Here is a 19,370-nt window from a genome sequence, read left to right as displayed (position 1 = left end):
GTAAGTCATTGCACATCGAAAATTATTTTCTTTCGCTTGCTGGTCTACATAAATTGTTAATTTCTAAACTCGATGTCTTGCGAATTCATATTCGTTCGCTGCGCTCAGCTAGATGAATTCGCGGGCAGACATCTTCATTAAGAAATTAATCCAATTTATTCCGAATGCTGCGCTCGCGAAAATCAATTTTCTTATTATTTAGCTAAGGTAAATAAAATAATTCTGATCAAACTTCTTACCCTTGTCAATGAACCGTCACTATACAAGATTTTTTGGAGCAATGAAGAACCCCGTCCATAGACGGACAGGAACCTTTACGCTAGGCTGGATGAGACGAAGATGATTGTACCAAGTCGCTCAACCACTTAGTTCGCGGAGAAGTTGAGATGATTTTGCGTTGTACAGAATTTTTTGGAGCGAGTCGTATGATTAATACGTCGCAGTGACAAAAAATTCGAAACTAGCAAAAGGGCTCAACTTAATGCGAAATAAGTCGAGCATTGCTGACAAACGAACGAGTTTCAGGCGCCAATTGAACAAAAAATCCCTATCTATCAGCCATTTTTATTTGAAGTTCATCCTCGTTTATCCCAAACATAGCCTTACCCAGTCCAGTCGCCACCTCAGCTATAATCTTGTTATCTTCATAATTTTTCACTGCCTTAACTATTGCCTTAGCTCTTCTTTCTGGGTCTTCGCTCTTAAATATACCGCTTCCAACGAAGACACCTTCAGCACCAAGTCTTCTCATTAGTGCTGCGTCTTGAGGTGTTGCGACACCGCCAGCTGAGAAGTTTAGTACAGGTAGTCTTTTGTTGTCGTGAACGTATTTTACTATATCGTAGCTAACTCTATATTCTTTTGCAAAAGTATAGAGCTCGTCTTCTCTTTTTGAAACAAGTAGAGAGATACCGCCAAGTATTTGTCTTAAGTGGCTTACAGCTTGTACAACGTCGCCTGTACCTGCTTCACCCTTGCTTCTAATCATCGATGCACCTTCTTCGATCCTTCTAAGTGCTTCGCCAAGATCTCTTGCACCGCAAACAAATGGCACGTCGAATTGGTATTTGTCTATGTGATTGTCGTTATCAGCCTTTGACAAAACTTCTGATTCATCGACGTAGTCAATGCCTAAGGCTTCCAAAACCCCTGCTTCAACAAAGTGACCGATTCTGCACTTCGCCATAACAGGGATTTTAACAGCTTTTTTTATCTCAAGAATCATTTGTGGATCGCTCATTCTAGCAACGCCGCCTTCGCGTCTGATGTCCGCAGGTACCCTCTCAAGCGCCATGACAGCGCATGCTCCAGCACTTTCGGCAATCTTCGCTTCCTCAGGATTAGTAACGTCCATGATGACGCCGCCCTTAAGTGTATTTGTAAAGTCTAAAAATTTTTTATTCATAATATTCCTCCTCTTTTATAGCTATTATACTTGGATTATGGTATAATTAAAAGTACCAATTATGATTATTTTGATGGTACCAGATAGGAGGAGCTATGCAAATAGATTTGAAAGGCGATAGGCCTATTTATGAAGAGATATATGAATATTTTAAGGATGCAATACTTGAAGGACGCTTCAAAAAAGGCGAGAGGCTGCCATCTAAGAGGACTCTTGCTAAGGAGATGTCTGTCGCTACGAATACTGTTAGAGCGGCATACGACGCCCTTAGCTGCGAAGGCTACATAGAGAGCGTCGAGAAGCGCGGCTACTTCGTTAGCGAGATCGGCTCCTTGTATAATTTTAAGGCGGAGCCCATAAACGCGGCTAGACCAGAGAAGGAGAGCTACAAATACTCCTTTGCCATCAGCGAAGGGGATAAAGAAAGTTACCCAATAGACAAATTTAAAAAGATTTTCACGCAAGAGGTAATTTACGACGAGGAATTTTATGAGAGGGACTATCAAGGCCTTTATGGCCTGCGCCACGAGATCAAGAATTACCTCTTCAAGGCGCGCGGCATCAAGACTAGCGAGGATAATATCATCATCAGTTCGGGTCTTGAGCAGCTTTTGACTATAGTCTTCATCATTTTGGATAAAAAGCTTCGCCTTGGCCTTGAAAACCCAGGCTACAAGGAGCTCAAAACGCTTTTGAAGCTCAATAATATTGACTACGAGCCCATCAGCCTGGATCATAGCGGGATGAACTTCGAGCGCTTTAAGCGTGCAAACCTTACAGCTGCGCTACTTACCCCGTCAAATCAATTTCCAACGGCGACCGTCATGCCGATTAAGAGGCGTTTCGAGTTTTTGAACTGGGCTTATGGTGCAAGCGGCCGCTACATCATAGAAGATGACTACGACAGCGAGTTTAGGTACTCATCGAGAGCACTCTCACCCTTAAAGAGCCTCGACGAGATGGATAAAGTCATCTACATTGCGAATTTTTCAAAATCCATTAGCCCCTTATTAAGACTGAGCTACATGGTTCTGCCGAACGAGCTACTTAAGAGGTACTACGAGGTCAAGCCGCAGATTAACTCGACCGTGTCAAACATAGTTCAGATACTTGTCAAAGACTTTATGAAGGGCGGTCACTTTGAAAGGCAGCTCAACAGAATGAAGGGCATTTACAATAAGAAGCGCCTCGTGTTACTTGATGAGCTCGAGGACATCCCGGGTGTTCACGCCATCGACTCCATGGCCGGCATGCATCTAAAAGTTTATGTCGATGGTATTGACGATTATGAGGCCATTGTCAAGGCGCTTAAAAAGAAAAGCGTAAAAGCGTCAAAACTTAAAGACTATTACCTAAGTGAAGAGCCTATTGCGAAGGACGCACTACTACTTGGTTACGGGGCTATGGCTGAGGACGAGATCCGCTCTGCCATGAGCATAGTGAAAAAAATAATTCTGGACTTTAAAAAATAGTAAATTTATTATATAATAAGTATATATGAGGAGGAAATCATGAGTATTAAGATTATAACAGATTCGGCTTCAGATATAGGTAAAGACTTAGCTAAGGACTTTTCTATAGACATTATGCCAATCGCCATTATGAAAGATGACAAAACTTACCTAGATGGCGTCGACATCAGCGGCAAAGAGATCTACGATGATATGAGAAATGGCGCTGTTTACAAGACTGGAGCAATCGCTCCGCACGAATACGAAGTGAAATTTGAGGAAGTTTTAAATAAATATGATAAGGCGATATACGTATCGCTTTCTACTGGTATGTCGTCAACTTTTAACAACGCAGTTCTTGCGAAGAACTCTTTGGGCATAGGTGATGACAGGCTTTTACTAGTTGACTCGCGCGGCGCATCCATGGGCCAAGGTATGATGGCTATAAATCTTGCGAAGCTTGCGAAGGGGGGCATGAGCTTTGATGAGCTTAAGATTTATGCGGATAATTTTGTGAAGAACACGAGATATGTTTTCTTCGTCGATTCGCTTGAGTACTTGCAAAGAGGCGGCAGAGTCTCGAAGCTTAAGGCGACTATCGGCAATTTAATCAATATGAAGGTAATTCTTGATGTGCATGCGGACGGCGTAATTTATACAAAAGACAAGGGTAGAGGCACTAAGAGAGCTATAGAAAAAACAGTAGACATATTTGAGGAAGAGGTCGGACACGAGCTTTATGATGACAGGATCATGGTTTGCCACGCAGATTGCATTGAGCTTGCGACTAAGGTAAGGGATGCGCTTGTAGAAAAGTATCCCGATAAGCTTATAGAACTAAATCCATTTGCGGTATGCATAGGCGCTCATACAGGTCCAGGCACAGTTCATATATGCGCAGTGAAAAAATTTAACTAGCTAAATACTTGTATAAGATATTAGAAGGGACAGAGCGAATCTGTCCCTTTTTGTACATTTTAATTTTTTGGCGCAATAAATTAACTCAGTATGATTGATTTTGCAGAGAAAGCGGATGGATAAGGCGATGCAATTTTACCCTTGCCAATGAACCTGATGAAACAAATTTTGAAGAACCTCGCATGCTAAAGCATTCGAGAACCTTTGCGCTATGATGAGCAAGCGTGATGATTGGGCGATGTGGATCGACGAGGCAAGCGCAGTGTACTAAACGTACTCGAGCATTGCACATCAAAAAGCGTTAAGTCCATGCACCAAGAGAACGAGTGTTAGCGATGTTCGATTGGCTATGCATGCCTTATGCCAGAGTTTACAAAGAGACGGAACGAAGTGAACGTCGATTTGATTAAACTTACGGCTTTCCTTCGCTTGCTGGTCTACGAAAACTGATAATTTCTAAGCTTACTCACCTGTGGTCTCATATCCGTTCGCTTCGCTCAGCTAGATGAGCCCACGGCCGGCTCGTTGCGCCAAGAAATTAAAACAGTTTTCTCCGAATGCTGCGCTCGTGAATAACAATTTTCTCACTATTAAGATATTATAGATGGAACGAATTCAAGGGCGCGCTTGAACAAAAAATTATACAAAGAAAGGAAGGATTATTACACTTAATATGCCACTAATCACCAAACTCATCGAACTTGCCGCTCCACACAGCTCATTCATATTATTTGCCTTGGCTGTGCCTATCGCGTGGGATGCGCTTCCGAGTGCGACTCCCTTTGCTATGTCTGACTTTATCTTCATAAGTTTAAAGACTGCATCACTGACCATGGCGCCGAATATGCCTGTGAATATAATCGTAAAGACTGTTATCGAGACTATGCCGCCCATGGACCTCGAGACGTCTATACCTATCGCTGTGGTGATGGACTTTGGCATAAGTGTTATGAAGTGCACCTTCTCAAGTAGGAAGATCTTGTAGATTACAAAGACTGTCAGTAGGGACGAGAAGACTCCGAAGACTATGCTTAGGGCTATGGGTACTATGTCCTTTTCTATGGTCTTAAGCTCTTCGTATAATGGAAAGGCTAGGGCTATGGTTGCTGGTGTTAGTAGCACGCTCACATACTTTGCGCCTGACTGATAAGTTTTGGTGTCTATATTAAAGCTCAACAAGATGGCCATGTCGACTGCGATTGCAAAGAGCAAGGGATTGACGAAGGACCACTTAAGTTTCTTTTTTATGTATACAAAGAAAAAGTAGGGTGCTACTGTTAAGATTAGCATAATTATGGCTTTCATTACTTATCCCTCCTTAGCTTTAGTAGGCTCTCGCAGAACTTGCCTGTCGTTGCCATAACGAAGACTGTCGAGACAACTATGGCTGCGATGACTGGCACTAGCATCGCCTTAAGGTCTAGGAAGCTGTCGATTAGTGAGACGGCGCTCGGGATGAATGTTAGAGGCATAATCTTAATCAGCGCCTTGCACACGCCTTCGACCTTCTCCTTCTTCACGATTCTTAGCTCTAAGAGCAAAAACAGTATGATGATGCCGTATATGCTTGCAGGCATCGTTATGGGTATGTGCTTTGACAAAAATTCGCTCACGCATGTGACTATTAATACAATTATAATTCCGAAAATTGTGTTCAAACGTATCACTCCTTATACTTTTACTAGTATATCATCTATTGCGCGCTGTGCAAAGTATATTTTTCAATCATACATATAAATTTTATCTATACTAAGAGGGCCTTATATTGTAAGTTCTTATATAGGCGAGTAATTTCCTAAAAACGATTGACATATCTAGTATTATGGACTATATTATATATAAATTGTAAGAATAATTTTTTAGACACATAATTTACACCACCCAAAAAACGTTCATTGGCCGGACGTTTTTTTTGTTTGCAAAAAGTTGTTTCGGGGTAAAATATTAGCATAGGGGAGGATGAATTATGTACAAATTTATGAAGAAAATTCCAGGAGGCTTGCTTCTGATTCCAATGCTGATTAGTGCTGTGTTTGCAACATTTTGCCCTAATCTTTTTTACATTGGAGGACTTACTGAAGCCTTATTTACTAAGAAGGGTATCAACTACATTGTAGCACTTATAACATTTTGCTCGGCAACATCTCTTGACTTCAAATCACTTGCCAAGGTTTTGAAGAAGCAAGGACTAATGCTTTTAGTTAAAATCATTTTATGTATGGCATTTTCACTTTTATTTTTCAAATTTTTCGGTGAAACAGGTGTATGGGGTATCAGCTTACTAAGCTTTGTATGCGTTTTGGCATCTCTAAACCCATCGCTATATATAGCTTTGACTAAGGACTATGCAACAAAGACTGATGAGAGCGCCTTTGGTCTACTTGGACTTCTATGCTTACCTGTATTTCCTATCATAATATACTCTGTTGCGCAATCGCAAGCTATCGACTTTTCGCCGATAATTTCTACACTAATACCTTTAATCTTAGGTATCTTGATTGCTAACTTTGACAAGGACTTCGCAAGTATATTCAAAGGTTCGACAACTATGCTTACTCCATTTATGGGATGGAGCTTCGGTACAGGTATCAACCTTATCGAGTCATTCAAATCAGGTTTACAAGGCCTAGTTTTAGTAGTGATCTTCTACGTGCTTATAGCTCTACCTATCTATTTATTTGAAGTTAAGGTTCTTAAAGGTAATGGCGTAAGCGCGCTAGGTATGTCATCTATGGCAGGTCTTACTGTATCTGTGCCACTAATACTTTCGCAAAACTCTGACTACCTTGCATCGATTGCAGGTACAGCCGCATCGCAGATAGCCTTAGGCGTTGTACTTACTTCTGTAATCACACCTATGCTTGTAAAGATGCTTGCAAAGAAAAAGGGTTTACAAATTAATCAATAAGGAGAGGGATTATGAATAAATTTTATGAATTAGCTGAAAAAATGCAAGACGAAACCATCAAGATGAGAAGGGATCTACATCAAATCCCTGAGATAGGTCTTGAAGTAGAGAAGACTTGCGACTACATTGAAGGAAAGCTTAAAGAGATAGGCCTTGAGCCAGTTAGATATGGTAACAGTGGTATATCCGCAATCATCGACTCGGGTAAAGATGGAAAGTGTTTACTACTAAGAGCAGACATGGACGCTTTGCCAATGAGCGAAGACAACGACTTGCCATTTAAGGCTACTAACGGCTGTGCACACACTTGCGGCCACGACACTCACGCAGCCATGCTTATGAGCGCTGCAAAGATACTAAATGACAACAAGGATCAATTCAAGGGCAAGGTTAAGCTTATGTTCCAATCTGCTGAGGAGATCTTCAAGGGCTCACGCTTTATGATCGAGCATGGCATACTTGAGAACCCAAAGGTTGATGCTGCACTTGCTATGCACACTTCACTTGACGAAGAACCGGGCTCCTTCGGCTACAATCTTGGATACATGACTACATCATGCGACAACTTCAAGATTACCATAGTAGGCAAGGGCTCACACGGCGCTTATCCACATACAGCGCACGACCCTATATACGCAGGAGTGCTTTTATATACACACTTTATGGAGCTTATCGCAAGAGAGAAAGATCCAAACAAGGTTGCAACACTAACATTTGGTCAATTCACAGCAGGCAGCAACTCAAACATCATACCGAACGAGTGCGTAATGCAAGGAACACTAAGAACTTATCAGCCAGAAGTCAGAGAGTACACTAAAGCTAGGATGGCAGACGCAGTTAAGGCTGTAGAAGTTCTTACACAAACTAAGATCGACGTAGACTACTTCAGCGGCGTGCCAAGTCTATACTCCGACCCATCTCTTACAGAGTTCTTCGCAGATACAATCAAGGAGAACATGGACCTTAAGGCGATTAAGGACAGCAAGATCATGGCATCAGAAGACATGGCTTGCGTTGCAGAAAAAGTTAAGACAACATACTTAATGCTTAACATGAAGACAAAGGGCTGCGATGCTGCTCACCACAATCCAAAGGTAATCTTCAACGAAGACGCACTTAAGTATGGAACAGCAATCTTTGCTATATGCGCTGTAAACTATCTTAATAAGTTTGACAAGTAAATAGAATATTGATATAAATATAGCTGGACACGAATATGTGCCCAGCTATTTTATGCGTGATAACTTATAAGTACTTGACAAAGCTACTCAAGCTCTTCATCATCAAGTGCTTCAATCTTATCAAAGTCAATATTGAATTCTTTTTCAAACTCTTCCATGCTAATGAGTCTCTCTTTATTCTTTCTCATCAAGGCGAGTCTTCTCTTAGCAAGCTCTAAGTCTTTTAAATCTTCTAATACATTATCTAGCTCCATATACATCACCACTAACATTATATCACAAAGGGATATTAATTTGTGGCAATTTATGCTCTTTCGTGTTATAATATAGGTACTTATAAGCGAGGTGAGTTTATGCAGCTTGATATATATAATGAGCCAATCGTTTTCGATGCGAGTGCGGATGATATAAAAAAGGCGGCTTTTGAAAAATTTCATACTAAGTATGCGTCTGATTGGATAGCTCTTGACTACCTAAGTGATGACTTTATACATAAAATTAAAGAATGCGCAGAAAGGCTCAAAGAGAACTTCGATGCCTTAGTCATTGCCGGTATAGGCGGCTCCTTCATAGGTGCTAAGGCCTTTATCGACGCTTTATCAAGTGAGTTTCCTGTATACTTTGTAGGTAACAACCTTGACAGCGCATGCATTAATAAGCTCTTTGATGAGCTTGAAGGAAAGCGCTACGCAGTAAACGTGATTAGTAAGTCTGGCACGACTATGGAGACCAAGCTTGTCTTCGAAATTTTACTTGATGATATGAAGAAGAAGGGCTTTGACCTTATGCATAGCGTAGTTGTCACTAGCTCTGAATCGAGTGAATTACATAAGTTCGCAGTTGAAAACAAGACACAATTCTTTGATATACCTGAGGATATTGGCGGACGCTACAGTGTCTTTACTGCAGTTGGTCTTTTGCCAATGGCGGTGGCAGGTCTTGACATAGACTCAGCCATAAAATCCATACGCAAGGCGAAATGTGCTTACTACGAAAGAAGTGAAGCTAATCTTGCACTTGACTACGCCTACTATAGACATAAGGCAGCTAAAGCTTATGCACTTGAGTTTATAAGCATCTACGAGGAAAGACTTGCTTCATTTACTGAGTGGATAAAGCAGCTACTGTGTGAGTCGCTTGCTAAGGATGAGAAGGGACTCATAGTTTCGAACCTTAAGTATACTCAGGACCTGCACTCTATGGGACAGCTCTTGCAAGAGGGCAGAAGAAACATCATAGAGACGCATATATTTGCAAAGGCTTGCAGGGAATCTAACGAAGGGCTACAGAACTTAGAGAGGATTAACGAGATCGCCTTCAAGGCAACTGTTAAGGCGCATCACATGGGAGGCGTGCCAAGCTCTGTAATTAGGCTTAGTACTATAGACGAAGAAACTTTATCAGAGCTTGCGATATTCTACATGGCTTCTTGCGTATACAACGCCTGCATGGATGATGTGGAGCCTTATGGTCAACCGGGGGTCGAAGTTTACAAAGAAAAAATCAGAACTATATTAGGAGAGTGATACTATGTTAGCAAAAATTTTAAAAGAGGAAGGCTTATTAAAGAGCATAAACGGTGTTAATTTCGTTCATAAGGTATTGAAGAAGGGCGAAGTAATCGATAAGCACAATCATCCTGGTAAGGAGATAGTCTTTGCAGTTATGAAGGGCGCCTTCGAGATTACTATAGCTGAGAGCGAAAAGCACAAAGTTGTGGCGGGGGAAGTATTAAACTTTGATGGGGTCAATACCATCAGCGCACTGGCTTTGGAAGACTCTGAAAGCCTTGTTGTGCTTGTAAACAAAGAATAAGATGGAAGAAAGATTACCAGATAGCATTGATTTAAAGAAGATACCGCTTTTTGCATCTTTTACGGATGAGGAGCTTCGCGAGATCAGACGTGGTCTTAAGCTCGAAACATTCAAGCGCGGCGACGCCATATTCTCATCAGGCGACAGCGCAGACAGGATGTTTATAGTCTACGAAGGCTTTATGAAGATATCGATGTACCTTTCAGATGGCAGAGAGCAGATCCTCTACATCTACAAGAAACACGACTTCGTTGGCGGCTTTAACATACTCTATCAAGACAAGTATGTTTACAACGCATCTGCAACAACAAATGCGAAGATCATTGTCATAAGTAAGTATGACTTCGAAAACATCATGCTAAAGAACAAAGACTTCGTCCTAAAAGTTTTGGAGGAAGCCTACTTTAGAATCAGAAAGTCTGAGGAGCTTATCGACAGGCTCTCAGTGATAAACGCGGACATGAAGCTTGCCAAGGCTCTCATCAATCTTATCAAGATCTCAGGCTCAATCACAGACGGCAAGGTCGCAGTCGACCTTAAGATCAACCGCGAGGAGATGGGTTCCTTCACAGGTCTTACGCGCGAGACCATATCCAGAAAGCTTAGTCAGTTCCAAGACGAAGGCATCATAACAGTCGAAAGAAACAAGATTATTATAGAAGATATTAAAAAATTATCAGATAAAACCATATAAGAGGTGTGCTATGGATAAGTTAATGGAAATTAAAGAAGCAAAGGCCGCTGCTGTAGAGGTCTTGCTAAGGCTTGACGAGGCGGTGAAGTCTCTTGATGGTGCGTCAAAGATGAGCATGGTGGACATGTTTGGTGGAGCCTTCTTCAGTGTAATTAAGAGAAAGCATATACAAGAAGCGAACCTTAGTATAAAGGAAGCCGCGATATACCTAAAGAGTCTTAATAAGGAGCTCGGCGACATTGGCATGAGGCTACCTGAAGAGATAAGCGACACTTTGGGAGATAATATTGCAGACATATACTTTGATAATATCTTTACCGATGTGAGAGTTGCAAAAGAGATTAGAGAGAAGCTTGACGAGGTGAGGAGCTTTAGAACAAGTATAGAAAATTTAATAATGAAGCTTGATAAGGAGCTTGATGAAATAAAAGAATGCTAGAGATGTCTCTAGCATTTTTTAATACATTACTTCTCAAGCTCTTCGAACAAGGCATCTATCGAATCAAAGACTGGCCTTTCGCCTTTGTCTATCGATGTCTTTATATCTTCAACTGAGGCCTTTAGTTCATCTATCACATTCTTTGGGTAGACTTCTAGTGGGATCAAAACTATCCTACCATCTTCCTCAACAATTTCAAACTTATCTCCTTGATTCAAATTCATCAAGCTCACTATTTCCTTAGGTATAGTCACTTGCGACTTAGCTTTTAATTCAACTAACATAGCCTTACCTCCTTAGTTAGAATTTCTTACTTTCTAATTATATTATATCTTTCAATAAGAGCTATGTCAATACATATTATTGACAATAATCCTTTATTAGTTATATAATAAACTTGGTGATATGATGTATATATGTAATTTGTGTCCGCGTAAGTGCGGCATAGATAGAGACGAAAAACTTGGTGTGTGCAGAATGAAAAACGAGCTTGCCGTTTCAAAGGCGAGCGTGCATATATTTGAAGAGCCTGTTATATCAGGCACACGTGGTTCGGGTACCATCTTCTTCGCAGGATGCAACCTCTCATGTGTCTTCTGCCAAAACTACGAGATCTCGCAAAACAAAGACGCTCCATTTAAGTACATAAGCAAAGAAAGGCTCGTAGAGATCTTCTTCGAGCTTAAAGCAAGGGGCGTTCACAACATAAACCTAGTCTCTCCTATGCACTTTTCTCATCTTATCAAAGACGCCATCGTTATGGCGAAGGAGAAAGGCTTCGACCTACCCTTCGTTTACAACACAAACAGCTACGAGCTCAAAGAGGCCATAGCCAGTCTCGAAGGGCTCATAGATGTCTACCTAGCCGACTTCAAATACTTCTCTGACAGCTACGCCAATGAGTTCTCACACGCGCCGCACTATAGACAGTACGCGCTTGATGCCATAGACGAGATGCACAGGCAAGTCCCTGAGGTAGTAGTCCGAGACGGCTTAATGAAGAAGGGCGTCATCATACGTCTACTTTTGCTTCCTAATCTATACTTCGATGCAAAGAAAGTGCTTCGCCTTCTATATGGTAAGTATGGCGACAGCGTGATATTCTCACTAATGAATCAGTACCAACCTATGTTCAAGGCAAAGGAGTATAAGAAGATTAACAGGACAGTAAGCGATCTTGAGTACGACAGCTTCGTCGACTATGCAGTGAACCTTGGCATATCGAAGGCCTTTGTTCAAGACAAGCAAGACGGCAAGAACTACACGCCAAACTTTGATTTGGAGGGCGTATAATGATATTTACGGATATGGAGCTAAGAGAGATACTTCTTACTGAGGATAATGTTTTTTTAGAAGAGCTATACAGTAGGGCACGCGAGGCGGCCAAGGCTACTTTTTCGAACAAGATCTACATAAGAGCCTTGATAGAGTTTTCTAACTATTGCAAAGAAGGCTGCTACTACTGCGGCATCAACAGGACGAAGACGAGTGTTAAGAGGTTTCGCTTAAAAGAGGAAGAGATCTACTCAGCGGTAGAGTCTGCATATGAGGCAGGCTTTAGAACCTTCGTCTTGCAAGGCGGCGAGGACATGCACTTTACTGACGAGGCCTTTGCGCGTATCATAAGCCATTTGCATGAGACTTATGATGCAGCCATCACCTTATCCTTAGGTGTGAGGAGTAAAGAAGCCTACAAGATGTTCAAGGACGCAGGGGCAGACAGATTTTTACTAAGACACGAGACGGCGGACGCTGAGATATTTAAAAAGCTGCACCCAGCTGAGCAAAGCCTTGAGAGGAGACTAAGGGCCATCTACGACTTAAAGGAGCTTGGCTACCAAGTCGGCACCGGCTTCATGGTCGGAGCGCCATATACAAGTGTTGACTCTTATATCAAGGACGTAAAATTAATCAGAGACATCGATCCAGCGATGATAGGCATGGGTCCTTTCATACCATCGAAGGGCACACGCTTTGAATCTTATCCACACGGCACGGTCGAGATGACACGCAAATTACTCGCAGTTCTAAGGCTTGAGCACCCCAAGGCACTAATACCATCGACGACTGCCTTAAATACTATTGATGATAATGGTAGAAAATTGGGTATATTATCAGGGGCGAATGTAATCATGCCCAACGTATCACCAAAATTTGCACGCGAGAGCTATAATCTTTATGACGGCAAGAAGGCATCAGGCCTTGAAGCCATAGAAGGAGTGCGCGCGCTAAATGATTATTTAAAAGAATTTGGCTACGAGATAGAATTTTCGAGAGGAGATTACAATGTTTAAATATGATGTTAATTCAGAAAAAGCGGATGAATTTATCAATCATGAGGAGATACTCGCCTCGCTTGAGTATGGAAGGAAAAACAAGCACAACAGAGAGCTAATCAAGGCTGCGATAGAGAAGGCGAAGGAAGTAAAGGGCCTTTCTCACAGAGAAGCCTTCCTTCTTTTATCATCCGAAGAAGAAGATTTGAATGAAGAAGTGTACAAGCTTGCAAACGATATCAAGCGTAAGTTTTATGGCAACAGAATAGTTCTTTTTGCGCCACTTTACTTATCCAACTACTGTGTCAATGGCTGCGTCTACTGTCCATATCACTTAAAGAACAAAACTATACGCAGAAGAAAGCTTACACAAGAGGAGATCAGAAACGAAGTTATCGCACTTCAAGACATGGGTCACAAAAGACTTGCGCTTGAAACAGGCGAAGACCCAGTTCATAACCCAATCGAGTACATACTAGAGTCTATCAAGACCATCTACTCAGTTCATCACAAGGCAGGCGATATAAGAAGGGTCAATGTCAATATCGCTGCGACAACTGTTGAAAACTACAAGAAATTAAAAGATGTCGGCATAGGAACCTACATACTATTCCAAGAGACATACCATAGAAAGAACTACGAGGCACTGCACCCAACAGGACCAAAACATGACTACGCATATCACACAGAGGCCATGGACAGAGCGCAACTCGGCGGCATAGACGACGTCGGATGCGGAGTACTCTTTGGACTTAACAACTACGAGTACGACTTCATAGGTCTACTTATGCACGCAGAACACCTTGAAGCGCGCTTTGGAGTTGGACCTCATACCATAAGCGTGCCAAGAATCAGACCGGCAGATGACATAGATCCAGAAAACTTTGAGAATGCGATCAGTGACGATATATTTAAGAAGATTGTTGCCTGCATCAGAGTTTCAGTGCCATACACAGGTATGATCATATCGACAAGAGAGTCAGTAGCGACTAGAGCCAATATCATAGACTTCGGCATTAGCCAAATAAGCGGCGGATCAAAGACATCAGTTGGCGGCTACGCACACGAAGAAGAAGAGTCCTCAGCAGATACAGAGCAGTTCTTCACATCAGATCAAAGAACACTTGACGAGGTAGTTTCATGGCTGATGGACACAAATCATATACCATCATTCTGCACAGCATGCTACAGAGCAGGCAGAACAGGCGACAGGTTCATGAGTCTAGTTAAGGCAGGACAAATCGGTAACATCTGTCAACCAAACGCACTTATGACACTTAAGGAGTACTTAATGGATTACGCATCGCCAGAGACAAGAAAAAAGGGCGAAGCGCTTATCGAAAGAGAGATAGAAAACATCGGCAAGGAAAAAGTTAAGAACATAGTTAGAGAGAACCTTAAGAAGATCGAAGTAGGCGAGAGAGACTTCAGACTATGATGGCGCGTTCACTACAAAAGCATGTCGTCATAGTAGGCGCAGTTAATGCAGGTAAGTCCACACTCTTCAACTCCATCATGGGTTCTAAGGCAGCCATAGTCTCAGAAGTGAAAGGCACAACGACAGATGCAGTTCGTAAGTCCATCGAGGTGCCAGGCCTTGGCCCAGTAGTCTTCATAGACACAGCAGGCTTTGGCGACGAGACCGCCCTATCAGACGAGAGATTAAAGAAGACACGCGCCGAGTTTGACAAGGCAGACGCCTTCATATACATTCTTAATGGTGATGATGAGAGCGTGCTTAAAGAGCTTCAAAAGCATAAGAAGCCGATCATCAAAGTCATCATGGCGATAGATAGAGACGCCCATGCGCATGGCGATGCTATCATTTATAGAGATGATAGCTCACGCGAAGAAATTTTTTCAGCACTTAAAAAAGTTTTAGATACAAAAGAAGAGTCATTATTAGATGGCCTTGTAGATGGCAAAGCGACCATCATCATGGTTATGCCGCAAGACGCAGCAGCGCCAAAGGGAAGGCTCATCAAGGCACAAGTCGAAACGCTTAGAGAGGCACTCGACAAGGGTATGACAAGCATAGTCGTGGGAGATGAAGACCTTGAAGGAGTGAGAGATAGATTTACAGAGATTGACCTTGTAATCTGCGACTCGAGAGTCTTTAAGAGAGTCTACGACGTCTTTCATGAGAGAGCAAAAGTGACATCGTTCTCAGTATTGTTCTCCAAAATGAAAGGCGACATAGCCTACTTCATAGAGTCCGCGAAGAAATTTGATAGCTTCAAAGGCGACGAAAAAATACTTATAGCCGAGGCTTGCACACACCCACCCATTAATGAAGACATAGGCACAGTCAAGATCCCAGCCATGCTGAAGAAGCGCTTCGGAGATGGCTTGAAATTTACTTTTACTAGAGCCGACGACTTCGAAGGTATCGAAGGCTACGACATGATTATACATTGCGGCGCTTGCATGTTTAATAGAGCCCACGTGATGAGTAGAGTCGCAAAGGCGAGGGAGATGGGAGTCGCGATGACGAACTATGGGATTACTATTGCATATCTTAATGGCATATTAGACAAAATTTCGCGTTAGTACGAAGCACCAAGGTTCTCACACTTTAGTGAGAGGTTCTTCTTTTTCCAGCATAACGCAAAGGTTTTAGGACGTATAGTCCTAAGTTCTTCAATTAAATTGGATGATTGTTAATACAAAGAACAAATCATATTAATAAATAAAACATTAACACAGATAAAAAACAAAGGATAGAGATTTTAATTTTCTCTATCCTTTGTTTTTTGCAAAATATATAATTTTTACAAATTTCTTATCTTGTCAATGAACTGCCACAATACTAGATTTTTTGGAGCAATTGGATGGATGAGACGAAGTGGAGCTTTGAGGCAAGCGGAGTGTATAGTCCATACTCGAGCATTGCCGAGAAGCGAACGAGTTTCAGGCGCCAATTGAACAAAAAATCACAAATTTCACTATGAAAATTTATGCATAAGGCGCAGCATAACAAGCGACCGACCGACATCGTACTAAGGGGTACGTTGAGGGAGGAAGCGAAGCGCGCGAGCCTTAGGCGAAATTTGAAGAACCTCGTACTAAAGATACGAGAACCTTAGTGCTTCACACAGGAGTGAAATTATTTCTCAAGGAATTTTTTATACGTCACATCCATACACGCCGCTCCCAGTGGCGCAGTGATCAGTATCGCAAGTGCAGCAACGGAGAGTATTATCTTTCCACTTTCAAGTCCCATAGCTAGTGGCACGGAGCCTATTGCCGCTTGCACTGTCGCCTTCGGTAAGTAGCTAAAGACTGTGAACAGCTTTTCCTTCTTGTTAAGCCCTGTGCCTAGGAGCGCTATCATGACGCCGACCGTTCTAAAGGCAAGTGCTACGAATATCATCACGACAGCCATGAGCCCAGCGTCAAGCGTGTAGCGTATGTCGACCTCAGCGCCTACAAGGACGAAGAGCATGAGCTCTGCCGCAATCCAAAACTTCGCAAACTTAGCTGAGAGCCTTTGCGAGACACTGCTGACACTTTTTATCTTGATAGTCATCGCCATAGTCACGACAGCAATCAGAGAAGAGATTGCGAGCCTTCCCTTAAGCGCGCCCTCAATCGCAACGAGTAGGAAGCTTAGCGCCATGATGATCAGAGCCTTCATGCTGTTACGAATCAGATGCTTTTTCGCAAAGGACCTTTCGAAGACAAAGCTTGCAATGATGCCAAAGACCGCACCCAAGGCTATGCCTAGAACTATGCTAATGGGGATGGAGGCGAACTTACTCATATCGACACCCTTACCCATTGCCATGCCTAAAAAGCTTGTGAATAGAACGATGACGTAGATGTCGTCCATGGATGCGCCAGCCATGATCATTTGAGGTATGGCCTTCTTCGTACCGTAGCCTTCATCCATAAGAGAGGACATGCGCGGCACAACAACAGCAGGAGAGACTGCACCTAGAACCGCACCCATTAGCAAAGCGTCAATGGCCCGGATTTTTAAAAGTATGGGTGCAAAGACTGCATAGCCCAGAATTTCAAAGCTTGCAGGCAGAAAACTTAGTAGAAGCGCGGGTCTGCTTGCTTTTTTAAGGTCACTTAGGTCAAGAGATAGACCTGCCTTGATCAGTATGATGAGTAGGGCAATTTGCCTTAGCTCCGCCGAGATGCCGAGGATTTTGTCGTCGAGCAGGTTTAGAACGAAGGGTCCTAAGAGCACCCCTGTAAATAGCATGCCAACAATGCGTGGCAATTTCAAACGTTTTGATACTTCAGCCATGATGAGGCCGAGTAGGAAGATGAGTGCTAATGATTGTATCATAAATTCCTCCTTTTTCTTTCGCATTCGATTTGCGCCTAAGGCTCGCGCGCTTCGCTTCCTCCCTGCGGAGTACTCATTCGTACACCTCAGTCTGTCGCTCGTTATGCTGCGCCTTATCCAGCATAGCGTAAAGGTTCTTGTACGTTAGAACAAGGTTCTTCATCGCTCTGCGAAATTTTTTGCGTTCAAATGCGCCCTTGAGCTCGTTCCATCTATAAGATCACAATAGTGAGAAAAGTGTTCTTCACGAGCGCAGCATTCGGAGAAAACTGTCTTAATTTCTTTGCGAAGTGAGCCGCCCGCAAGACCATCTAGTTGAGCAAAGCGAACGAATATGGGCTTGCAGGTGAACGAGCTTAGAAATTATCAGTTTTCGTAGACGAGCAAGCGAGAGAATACACTTTTCGATGTGCAATACTCACCTTAGTACGTTGCGTTTGCTTCGTCAGTCCACATCGTCCAATCATCGCATTTGCTCCGCAAAATTATATTTATATTTATGTTTTGTTTTTATATTATAATCTTCTAAATCAACAAAAAAAGCTGATACCCCTGTAAAAACAGAAGTCATCAGCTTAATAGCGGTTTCATTTCGTGGGAGAACTTCATTCCCATGTATTTAGTATATATTTATTGTAATTAATTTTGTAAATTTTGTCAAGCAAAAAAGCTAAAATTTTAAAAGATAGCCTCTTACTAACTATAATTTCTTAGGAAAAAGAAGAACCTCGTCCTTTTGGACGAGAACCTTTGCGCTATGCTGAGATTGGCGTTTGAACGTATAAAAAGTTAATAAATTATAATGTCAATGAACCTGATCAAACTATTTTGCGGAGCAAATGCGATGATTGAGCGAAGTGGACTGACGAGGCAAGCGGAATGTATAGTTATACCTGAGCATTGCCGAGGAGGGAACGAGCTCAAGGGCGCATTTGAACGCAAAAAAAAGCTAATATTTAAAAAAATATTAGCTTCCCATCCCTTGACGATTTGATTTAGGTTCAATCACTCTAACAACTTCCTTTCGTCCGTGTGCTTCAAAAGGACATCTTATACATCCTTTCTTAGCGATCTTACTTTGTAGATTCATCCATATGCCCTTCATTGTTTAATTTTCACCTTGAAAAGATAAATAATTCTCCTTTTACAGAGATAAATGAATGTCTTTTCATAGTCGTGACTTTTTTACACATGTCATCTACCATCGTCATAAATATTAAATTTTATTTCTAAATTACCTCCACTAATAAATATCTTATTCTTCTTATATAAGAATTAAGAGAATATGATTAAACAAGCACTTCAGCAGCTATTGCCACCAAAGGTTCATCTAATTAGACTTTATTTACCTTTGATCCACCTATGGCTCTCAAATAGTAAAAGTTAAGCCTTTCATTCCTTGCTAAAATATTTAGCTTCGTATCTATATTAAGTCAAGGGATGGAGCTAATTTTCTTTTCAATAGATGTGATCCATCTATCTTGGTTATATTGTATCACGGTAAATCGATTATGTCAATAGTTTTTTGAAACATCATACTTAAGTAGTATGTGGCGAGGACTATATTCATAAAATTTATGCAAATAGTCTAAAGTATAAGTATTATTAATGAGATTGGGTATATATGAGTGGGTGATGATATTGAAAATTATTTTAAAAGATAAAGCGATCGAACGCTTAAATGAATTAAATGTAAAGGATGATAAGGACAAGGCTCTACGCATAAGGGTTTTGAACTACTCCTGATGTGGTGCCGTTTACGGCGTGACTTTGGATAAGTCAAATGAAAACGACATCATTATGGATGCTCAAGGTTTTAAAATTTGTGTGAACAAGAACTTAGACAACATCGAGTGCTTTACTATAGACTACTCGAAGAATCCTTTGTCGAAGGGCTTTAAGGTTTACACTGATTAGTTAATTCACAATGATAAACAAAGAGGGCATATGGTCTAGACCATATGCCCCTTCTTATGCAAATAT

Annotated in this window: 19 protein-coding genes and 1 riboswitch; of the genes, 13 read left to right on the top strand and 6 right to left on the bottom strand. The window is 41.8% G+C overall.

Annotation, left to right across the window (positions count from 1 at the left end):
• Nucleotides 1-547 precede the first annotated feature (547 nt).
• Complete coding sequence (pdxS, locus tag KO172_RS02160) at nucleotides 548-1,405, bottom strand: pyridoxal 5'-phosphate synthase lyase subunit PdxS (RefSeq protein WP_215491932.1); 858 nt, start codon at nucleotides 1,403-1,405, stop codon at nucleotides 548-550.
• 95 nt (nucleotides 1,406-1,500) lie between these two features.
• Between pdxS and pdxR the strand changes: the two genes are divergently transcribed.
• Entirely contained in the window at nucleotides 1,501-2,877 is a 1,377-nt protein-coding gene (pdxR, locus tag KO172_RS02155) for a MocR-like pyridoxine biosynthesis transcription factor PdxR (protein WP_215491931.1), read from the top strand.
• 39 nt (nucleotides 2,878-2,916) lie between these two features.
• Nucleotides 2,917-3,774 (top strand): DegV family protein, encoded by an 858-nt coding sequence (locus KO172_RS02150; RefSeq protein WP_215491930.1) that lies wholly within the window; start codon nucleotides 2,917-2,919, stop codon nucleotides 3,772-3,774.
• Between the two features lie 639 nt (nucleotides 3,775-4,413).
• On the opposite strand, the gene KO172_RS02145 is transcribed toward KO172_RS02150, so the two are convergent.
• Both KO172_RS02145 and KO172_RS02140 read right to left on the bottom strand, forming a co-directional pair.
• A complete protein-coding gene (locus KO172_RS02145) occupies nucleotides 4,414-5,079 on the bottom strand; it encodes an LrgB family protein (protein WP_215491929.1) in 666 nt (221 codons plus the stop codon).
• Nucleotides 5,079-5,432, bottom strand: coding sequence for a CidA/LrgA family protein (locus KO172_RS02140; protein WP_215491928.1), 354 nt, complete (start codon nucleotides 5,430-5,432; stop codon nucleotides 5,079-5,081). Before KO172_RS02140 ends, KO172_RS02145 begins: the two co-directional genes overlap by 1 nt.
• Before the next feature lie 308 nt (nucleotides 5,433-5,740).
• Between KO172_RS02140 and KO172_RS02135 the strand changes: the two genes are divergently transcribed.
• Both KO172_RS02135 and KO172_RS02130 read left to right on the top strand, forming a co-directional pair.
• On the top strand, nucleotides 5,741-6,682 hold the full coding sequence (locus KO172_RS02135; RefSeq protein WP_215491927.1) for a 2-keto-3-deoxygluconate permease: 942 nt from the start codon (nucleotides 5,741-5,743) through the stop codon (nucleotides 6,680-6,682).
• 11 nt (nucleotides 6,683-6,693) lie between these two features.
• Nucleotides 6,694-7,863, top strand: a complete 1,170-nt coding sequence (locus KO172_RS02130) for a M20 metallopeptidase family protein (RefSeq protein WP_215491926.1) — start codon at nucleotides 6,694-6,696, stop codon at nucleotides 7,861-7,863.
• Between the two features lie 83 nt (nucleotides 7,864-7,946).
• On the opposite strand, the gene KO172_RS02125 is transcribed toward KO172_RS02130, so the two are convergent.
• The gene (locus KO172_RS02125) at nucleotides 7,947-8,117 is read right to left on the bottom strand and encodes a hypothetical protein (protein WP_215491925.1); all 171 of its coding nucleotides are present in this window, start codon (nucleotides 8,115-8,117) and stop codon (nucleotides 7,947-7,949) included.
• Nucleotides 8,118-8,216: 99 nt separating this feature from the next.
• Here KO172_RS02125 and KO172_RS02120 point away from each other — a divergent pair, with 99 nt between their 5' ends.
• From KO172_RS02120 to KO172_RS02105, 4 genes are read left to right on the top strand one after another with little or no spacing between them, the layout of a single operon-like run.
• Nucleotides 8,217-9,389, top strand: a complete 1,173-nt coding sequence (locus KO172_RS02120; protein ID WP_215491924.1) for a phosphoglucose isomerase-related protein — start codon at nucleotides 8,217-8,219, stop codon at nucleotides 9,387-9,389.
• A 4-nt stretch (nucleotides 9,390-9,393) separates the two neighbouring features.
• On the top strand, nucleotides 9,394-9,678 hold the full coding sequence (locus KO172_RS02115; RefSeq protein WP_215491923.1) for a cupin domain-containing protein: 285 nt from the start codon (nucleotides 9,394-9,396) through the stop codon (nucleotides 9,676-9,678).
• Nucleotide 9,679: 1 nt separating this feature from the next.
• Nucleotides 9,680-10,372: a Crp/Fnr family transcriptional regulator gene (locus KO172_RS02110; RefSeq protein WP_215491922.1), complete on the top strand. Its 693-nt coding sequence runs from the start codon at nucleotides 9,680-9,682 to the stop codon at nucleotides 10,370-10,372.
• A gap of 10 nt (nucleotides 10,373-10,382) precedes the next feature.
• On the top strand, nucleotides 10,383-10,811 hold the full coding sequence (locus tag KO172_RS02105; protein ID WP_215491921.1) for a hypothetical protein: 429 nt from the start codon (nucleotides 10,383-10,385) through the stop codon (nucleotides 10,809-10,811).
• Nucleotides 10,812-10,837: 26 nt separating this feature from the next.
• On the opposite strand, the gene KO172_RS02100 is transcribed toward KO172_RS02105, so the two are convergent.
• Nucleotides 10,838-11,095 carry an AbrB/MazE/SpoVT family DNA-binding domain-containing protein gene (locus tag KO172_RS02100; protein WP_215491920.1) on the bottom strand — a complete coding sequence of 86 codons (258 nt, stop codon included), beginning with the start codon at nucleotides 11,093-11,095 and terminating at the stop codon, nucleotides 10,838-10,840.
• Nucleotides 11,096-11,234: 139 nt separating this feature from the next.
• Between KO172_RS02100 and KO172_RS02095 the strand changes: the two genes are divergently transcribed.
• From KO172_RS02095 to hydF, 4 genes are read left to right on the top strand one after another with little or no spacing between them, the layout of a single operon-like run.
• Nucleotides 11,235-12,104, top strand: coding sequence for a radical SAM protein (locus KO172_RS02095; RefSeq protein WP_309557727.1), 870 nt, complete (start codon nucleotides 11,235-11,237; stop codon nucleotides 12,102-12,104).
• Nucleotides 12,104-13,105 (top strand): [FeFe] hydrogenase H-cluster radical SAM maturase HydE, encoded by a 1,002-nt coding sequence (gene hydE / locus KO172_RS02090; protein ID WP_215491918.1) that lies wholly within the window; start codon nucleotides 12,104-12,106, stop codon nucleotides 13,103-13,105. The genes KO172_RS02095 and hydE overlap by 1 nt, the downstream gene beginning before the upstream one ends.
• Nucleotides 13,098-14,525: a [FeFe] hydrogenase H-cluster radical SAM maturase HydG gene (hydG, locus tag KO172_RS02085; protein ID WP_215491917.1), complete on the top strand. Its 1,428-nt coding sequence runs from the start codon at nucleotides 13,098-13,100 to the stop codon at nucleotides 14,523-14,525. The genes hydE and hydG overlap by 8 nt, the downstream gene beginning before the upstream one ends.
• Nucleotides 14,522-15,637 carry a [FeFe] hydrogenase H-cluster maturation GTPase HydF gene (hydF, locus tag KO172_RS02080; protein ID WP_215491916.1) on the top strand — a complete coding sequence of 372 codons (1,116 nt, stop codon included), beginning with the start codon at nucleotides 14,522-14,524 and terminating at the stop codon, nucleotides 15,635-15,637. Before hydG ends, hydF begins: the two co-directional genes overlap by 4 nt.
• Before the next feature lie 556 nt (nucleotides 15,638-16,193).
• Here hydF and KO172_RS02075 read toward each other — a convergent pair.
• A complete protein-coding gene (locus KO172_RS02075; RefSeq protein WP_215491915.1) occupies nucleotides 16,194-17,387 on the bottom strand; it encodes a cation:proton antiporter in 1,194 nt (397 codons plus the stop codon).
• A 554-nt stretch (nucleotides 17,388-17,941) separates the two neighbouring features.
• A riboswitch (Fluoride riboswitch) is annotated at nucleotides 17,942-18,009 on the bottom strand.
• A 1,148-nt stretch (nucleotides 18,010-19,157) separates the two neighbouring features.
• Here KO172_RS02075 and KO172_RS02070 point away from each other — a divergent pair.
• Entirely contained in the window at nucleotides 19,158-19,304 is a 147-nt protein-coding gene (locus KO172_RS02070; RefSeq protein WP_215491914.1) for an iron-sulfur cluster assembly accessory protein, read from the top strand.
• Nucleotides 19,305-19,370: the final 66 nt, after the last annotated feature.

It is taken from the genome of Fenollaria sporofastidiosus, assembly GCF_943169635.2.
Classification (GTDB): Bacteria; Bacillota; Clostridia; order Tissierellales; family Peptoniphilaceae; genus Fenollaria; species Fenollaria sporofastidiosus.
The sequence above is the reverse complement of the archived record's forward strand: the minus strand, read 5'-3'. Positions and strand labels throughout refer to the sequence as shown.

Excerpts from the sequence above, each read along its gene's own strand:
- KO172_RS02130 (WP_215491926.1), top strand. The coding sequence starts at position 6,694 with ATGAATAAATTTTATGAATTAGCTGAAAAAATGCAAGACGAAACCATC.
- KO172_RS02100 (WP_215491920.1), bottom strand. The coding sequence starts at position 11,095 with ATGTTAGTTGAATTAAAAGCTAAGTCGCAAGTGACTATACCTAAGGAA.
- hydF (WP_215491916.1), top strand. The coding sequence starts at position 14,522 with ATGATGGCGCGTTCACTACAAAAGCATGTCGTCATAGTAGGCGCAGTT.
- KO172_RS02125 (WP_215491925.1), bottom strand. The coding sequence starts at position 8,117 with ATGGAGCTAGATAATGTATTAGAAGATTTAAAAGACTTAGAGCTTGCT.
- KO172_RS02075 (WP_215491915.1), bottom strand. The coding sequence starts at position 17,387 with ATGATACAATCATTAGCACTCATCTTCCTACTCGGCCTCATCATGGCT.
- KO172_RS02115 (WP_215491923.1), top strand. The coding sequence starts at position 9,394 with ATGTTAGCAAAAATTTTAAAAGAGGAAGGCTTATTAAAGAGCATAAAC.
- KO172_RS02150 (WP_215491930.1), top strand. The coding sequence starts at position 2,917 with ATGAGTATTAAGATTATAACAGATTCGGCTTCAGATATAGGTAAAGAC.
- pdxR (WP_215491931.1), top strand. The coding sequence starts at position 1,501 with ATGCAAATAGATTTGAAAGGCGATAGGCCTATTTATGAAGAGATATAT.
- KO172_RS02110 (WP_215491922.1), top strand. The coding sequence starts at position 9,680 with ATGGAAGAAAGATTACCAGATAGCATTGATTTAAAGAAGATACCGCTT.
- KO172_RS02135 (WP_215491927.1), top strand. The coding sequence starts at position 5,741 with ATGTACAAATTTATGAAGAAAATTCCAGGAGGCTTGCTTCTGATTCCA.
- pdxS (WP_215491932.1), bottom strand. The coding sequence starts at position 1,405 with ATGAATAAAAAATTTTTAGACTTTACAAATACACTTAAGGGCGGCGTC.
- KO172_RS02105 (WP_215491921.1), top strand. The coding sequence starts at position 10,383 with ATGGATAAGTTAATGGAAATTAAAGAAGCAAAGGCCGCTGCTGTAGAG.
- hydG (WP_215491917.1), top strand. The coding sequence starts at position 13,098 with ATGTTTAAATATGATGTTAATTCAGAAAAAGCGGATGAATTTATCAAT.
- KO172_RS02145 (WP_215491929.1), bottom strand. The coding sequence starts at position 5,079 with ATGAAAGCCATAATTATGCTAATCTTAACAGTAGCACCCTACTTTTTC.
- KO172_RS02120 (WP_215491924.1), top strand. The coding sequence starts at position 8,217 with ATGCAGCTTGATATATATAATGAGCCAATCGTTTTCGATGCGAGTGCG.
- hydE (WP_215491918.1), top strand. The coding sequence starts at position 12,104 with ATGATATTTACGGATATGGAGCTAAGAGAGATACTTCTTACTGAGGAT.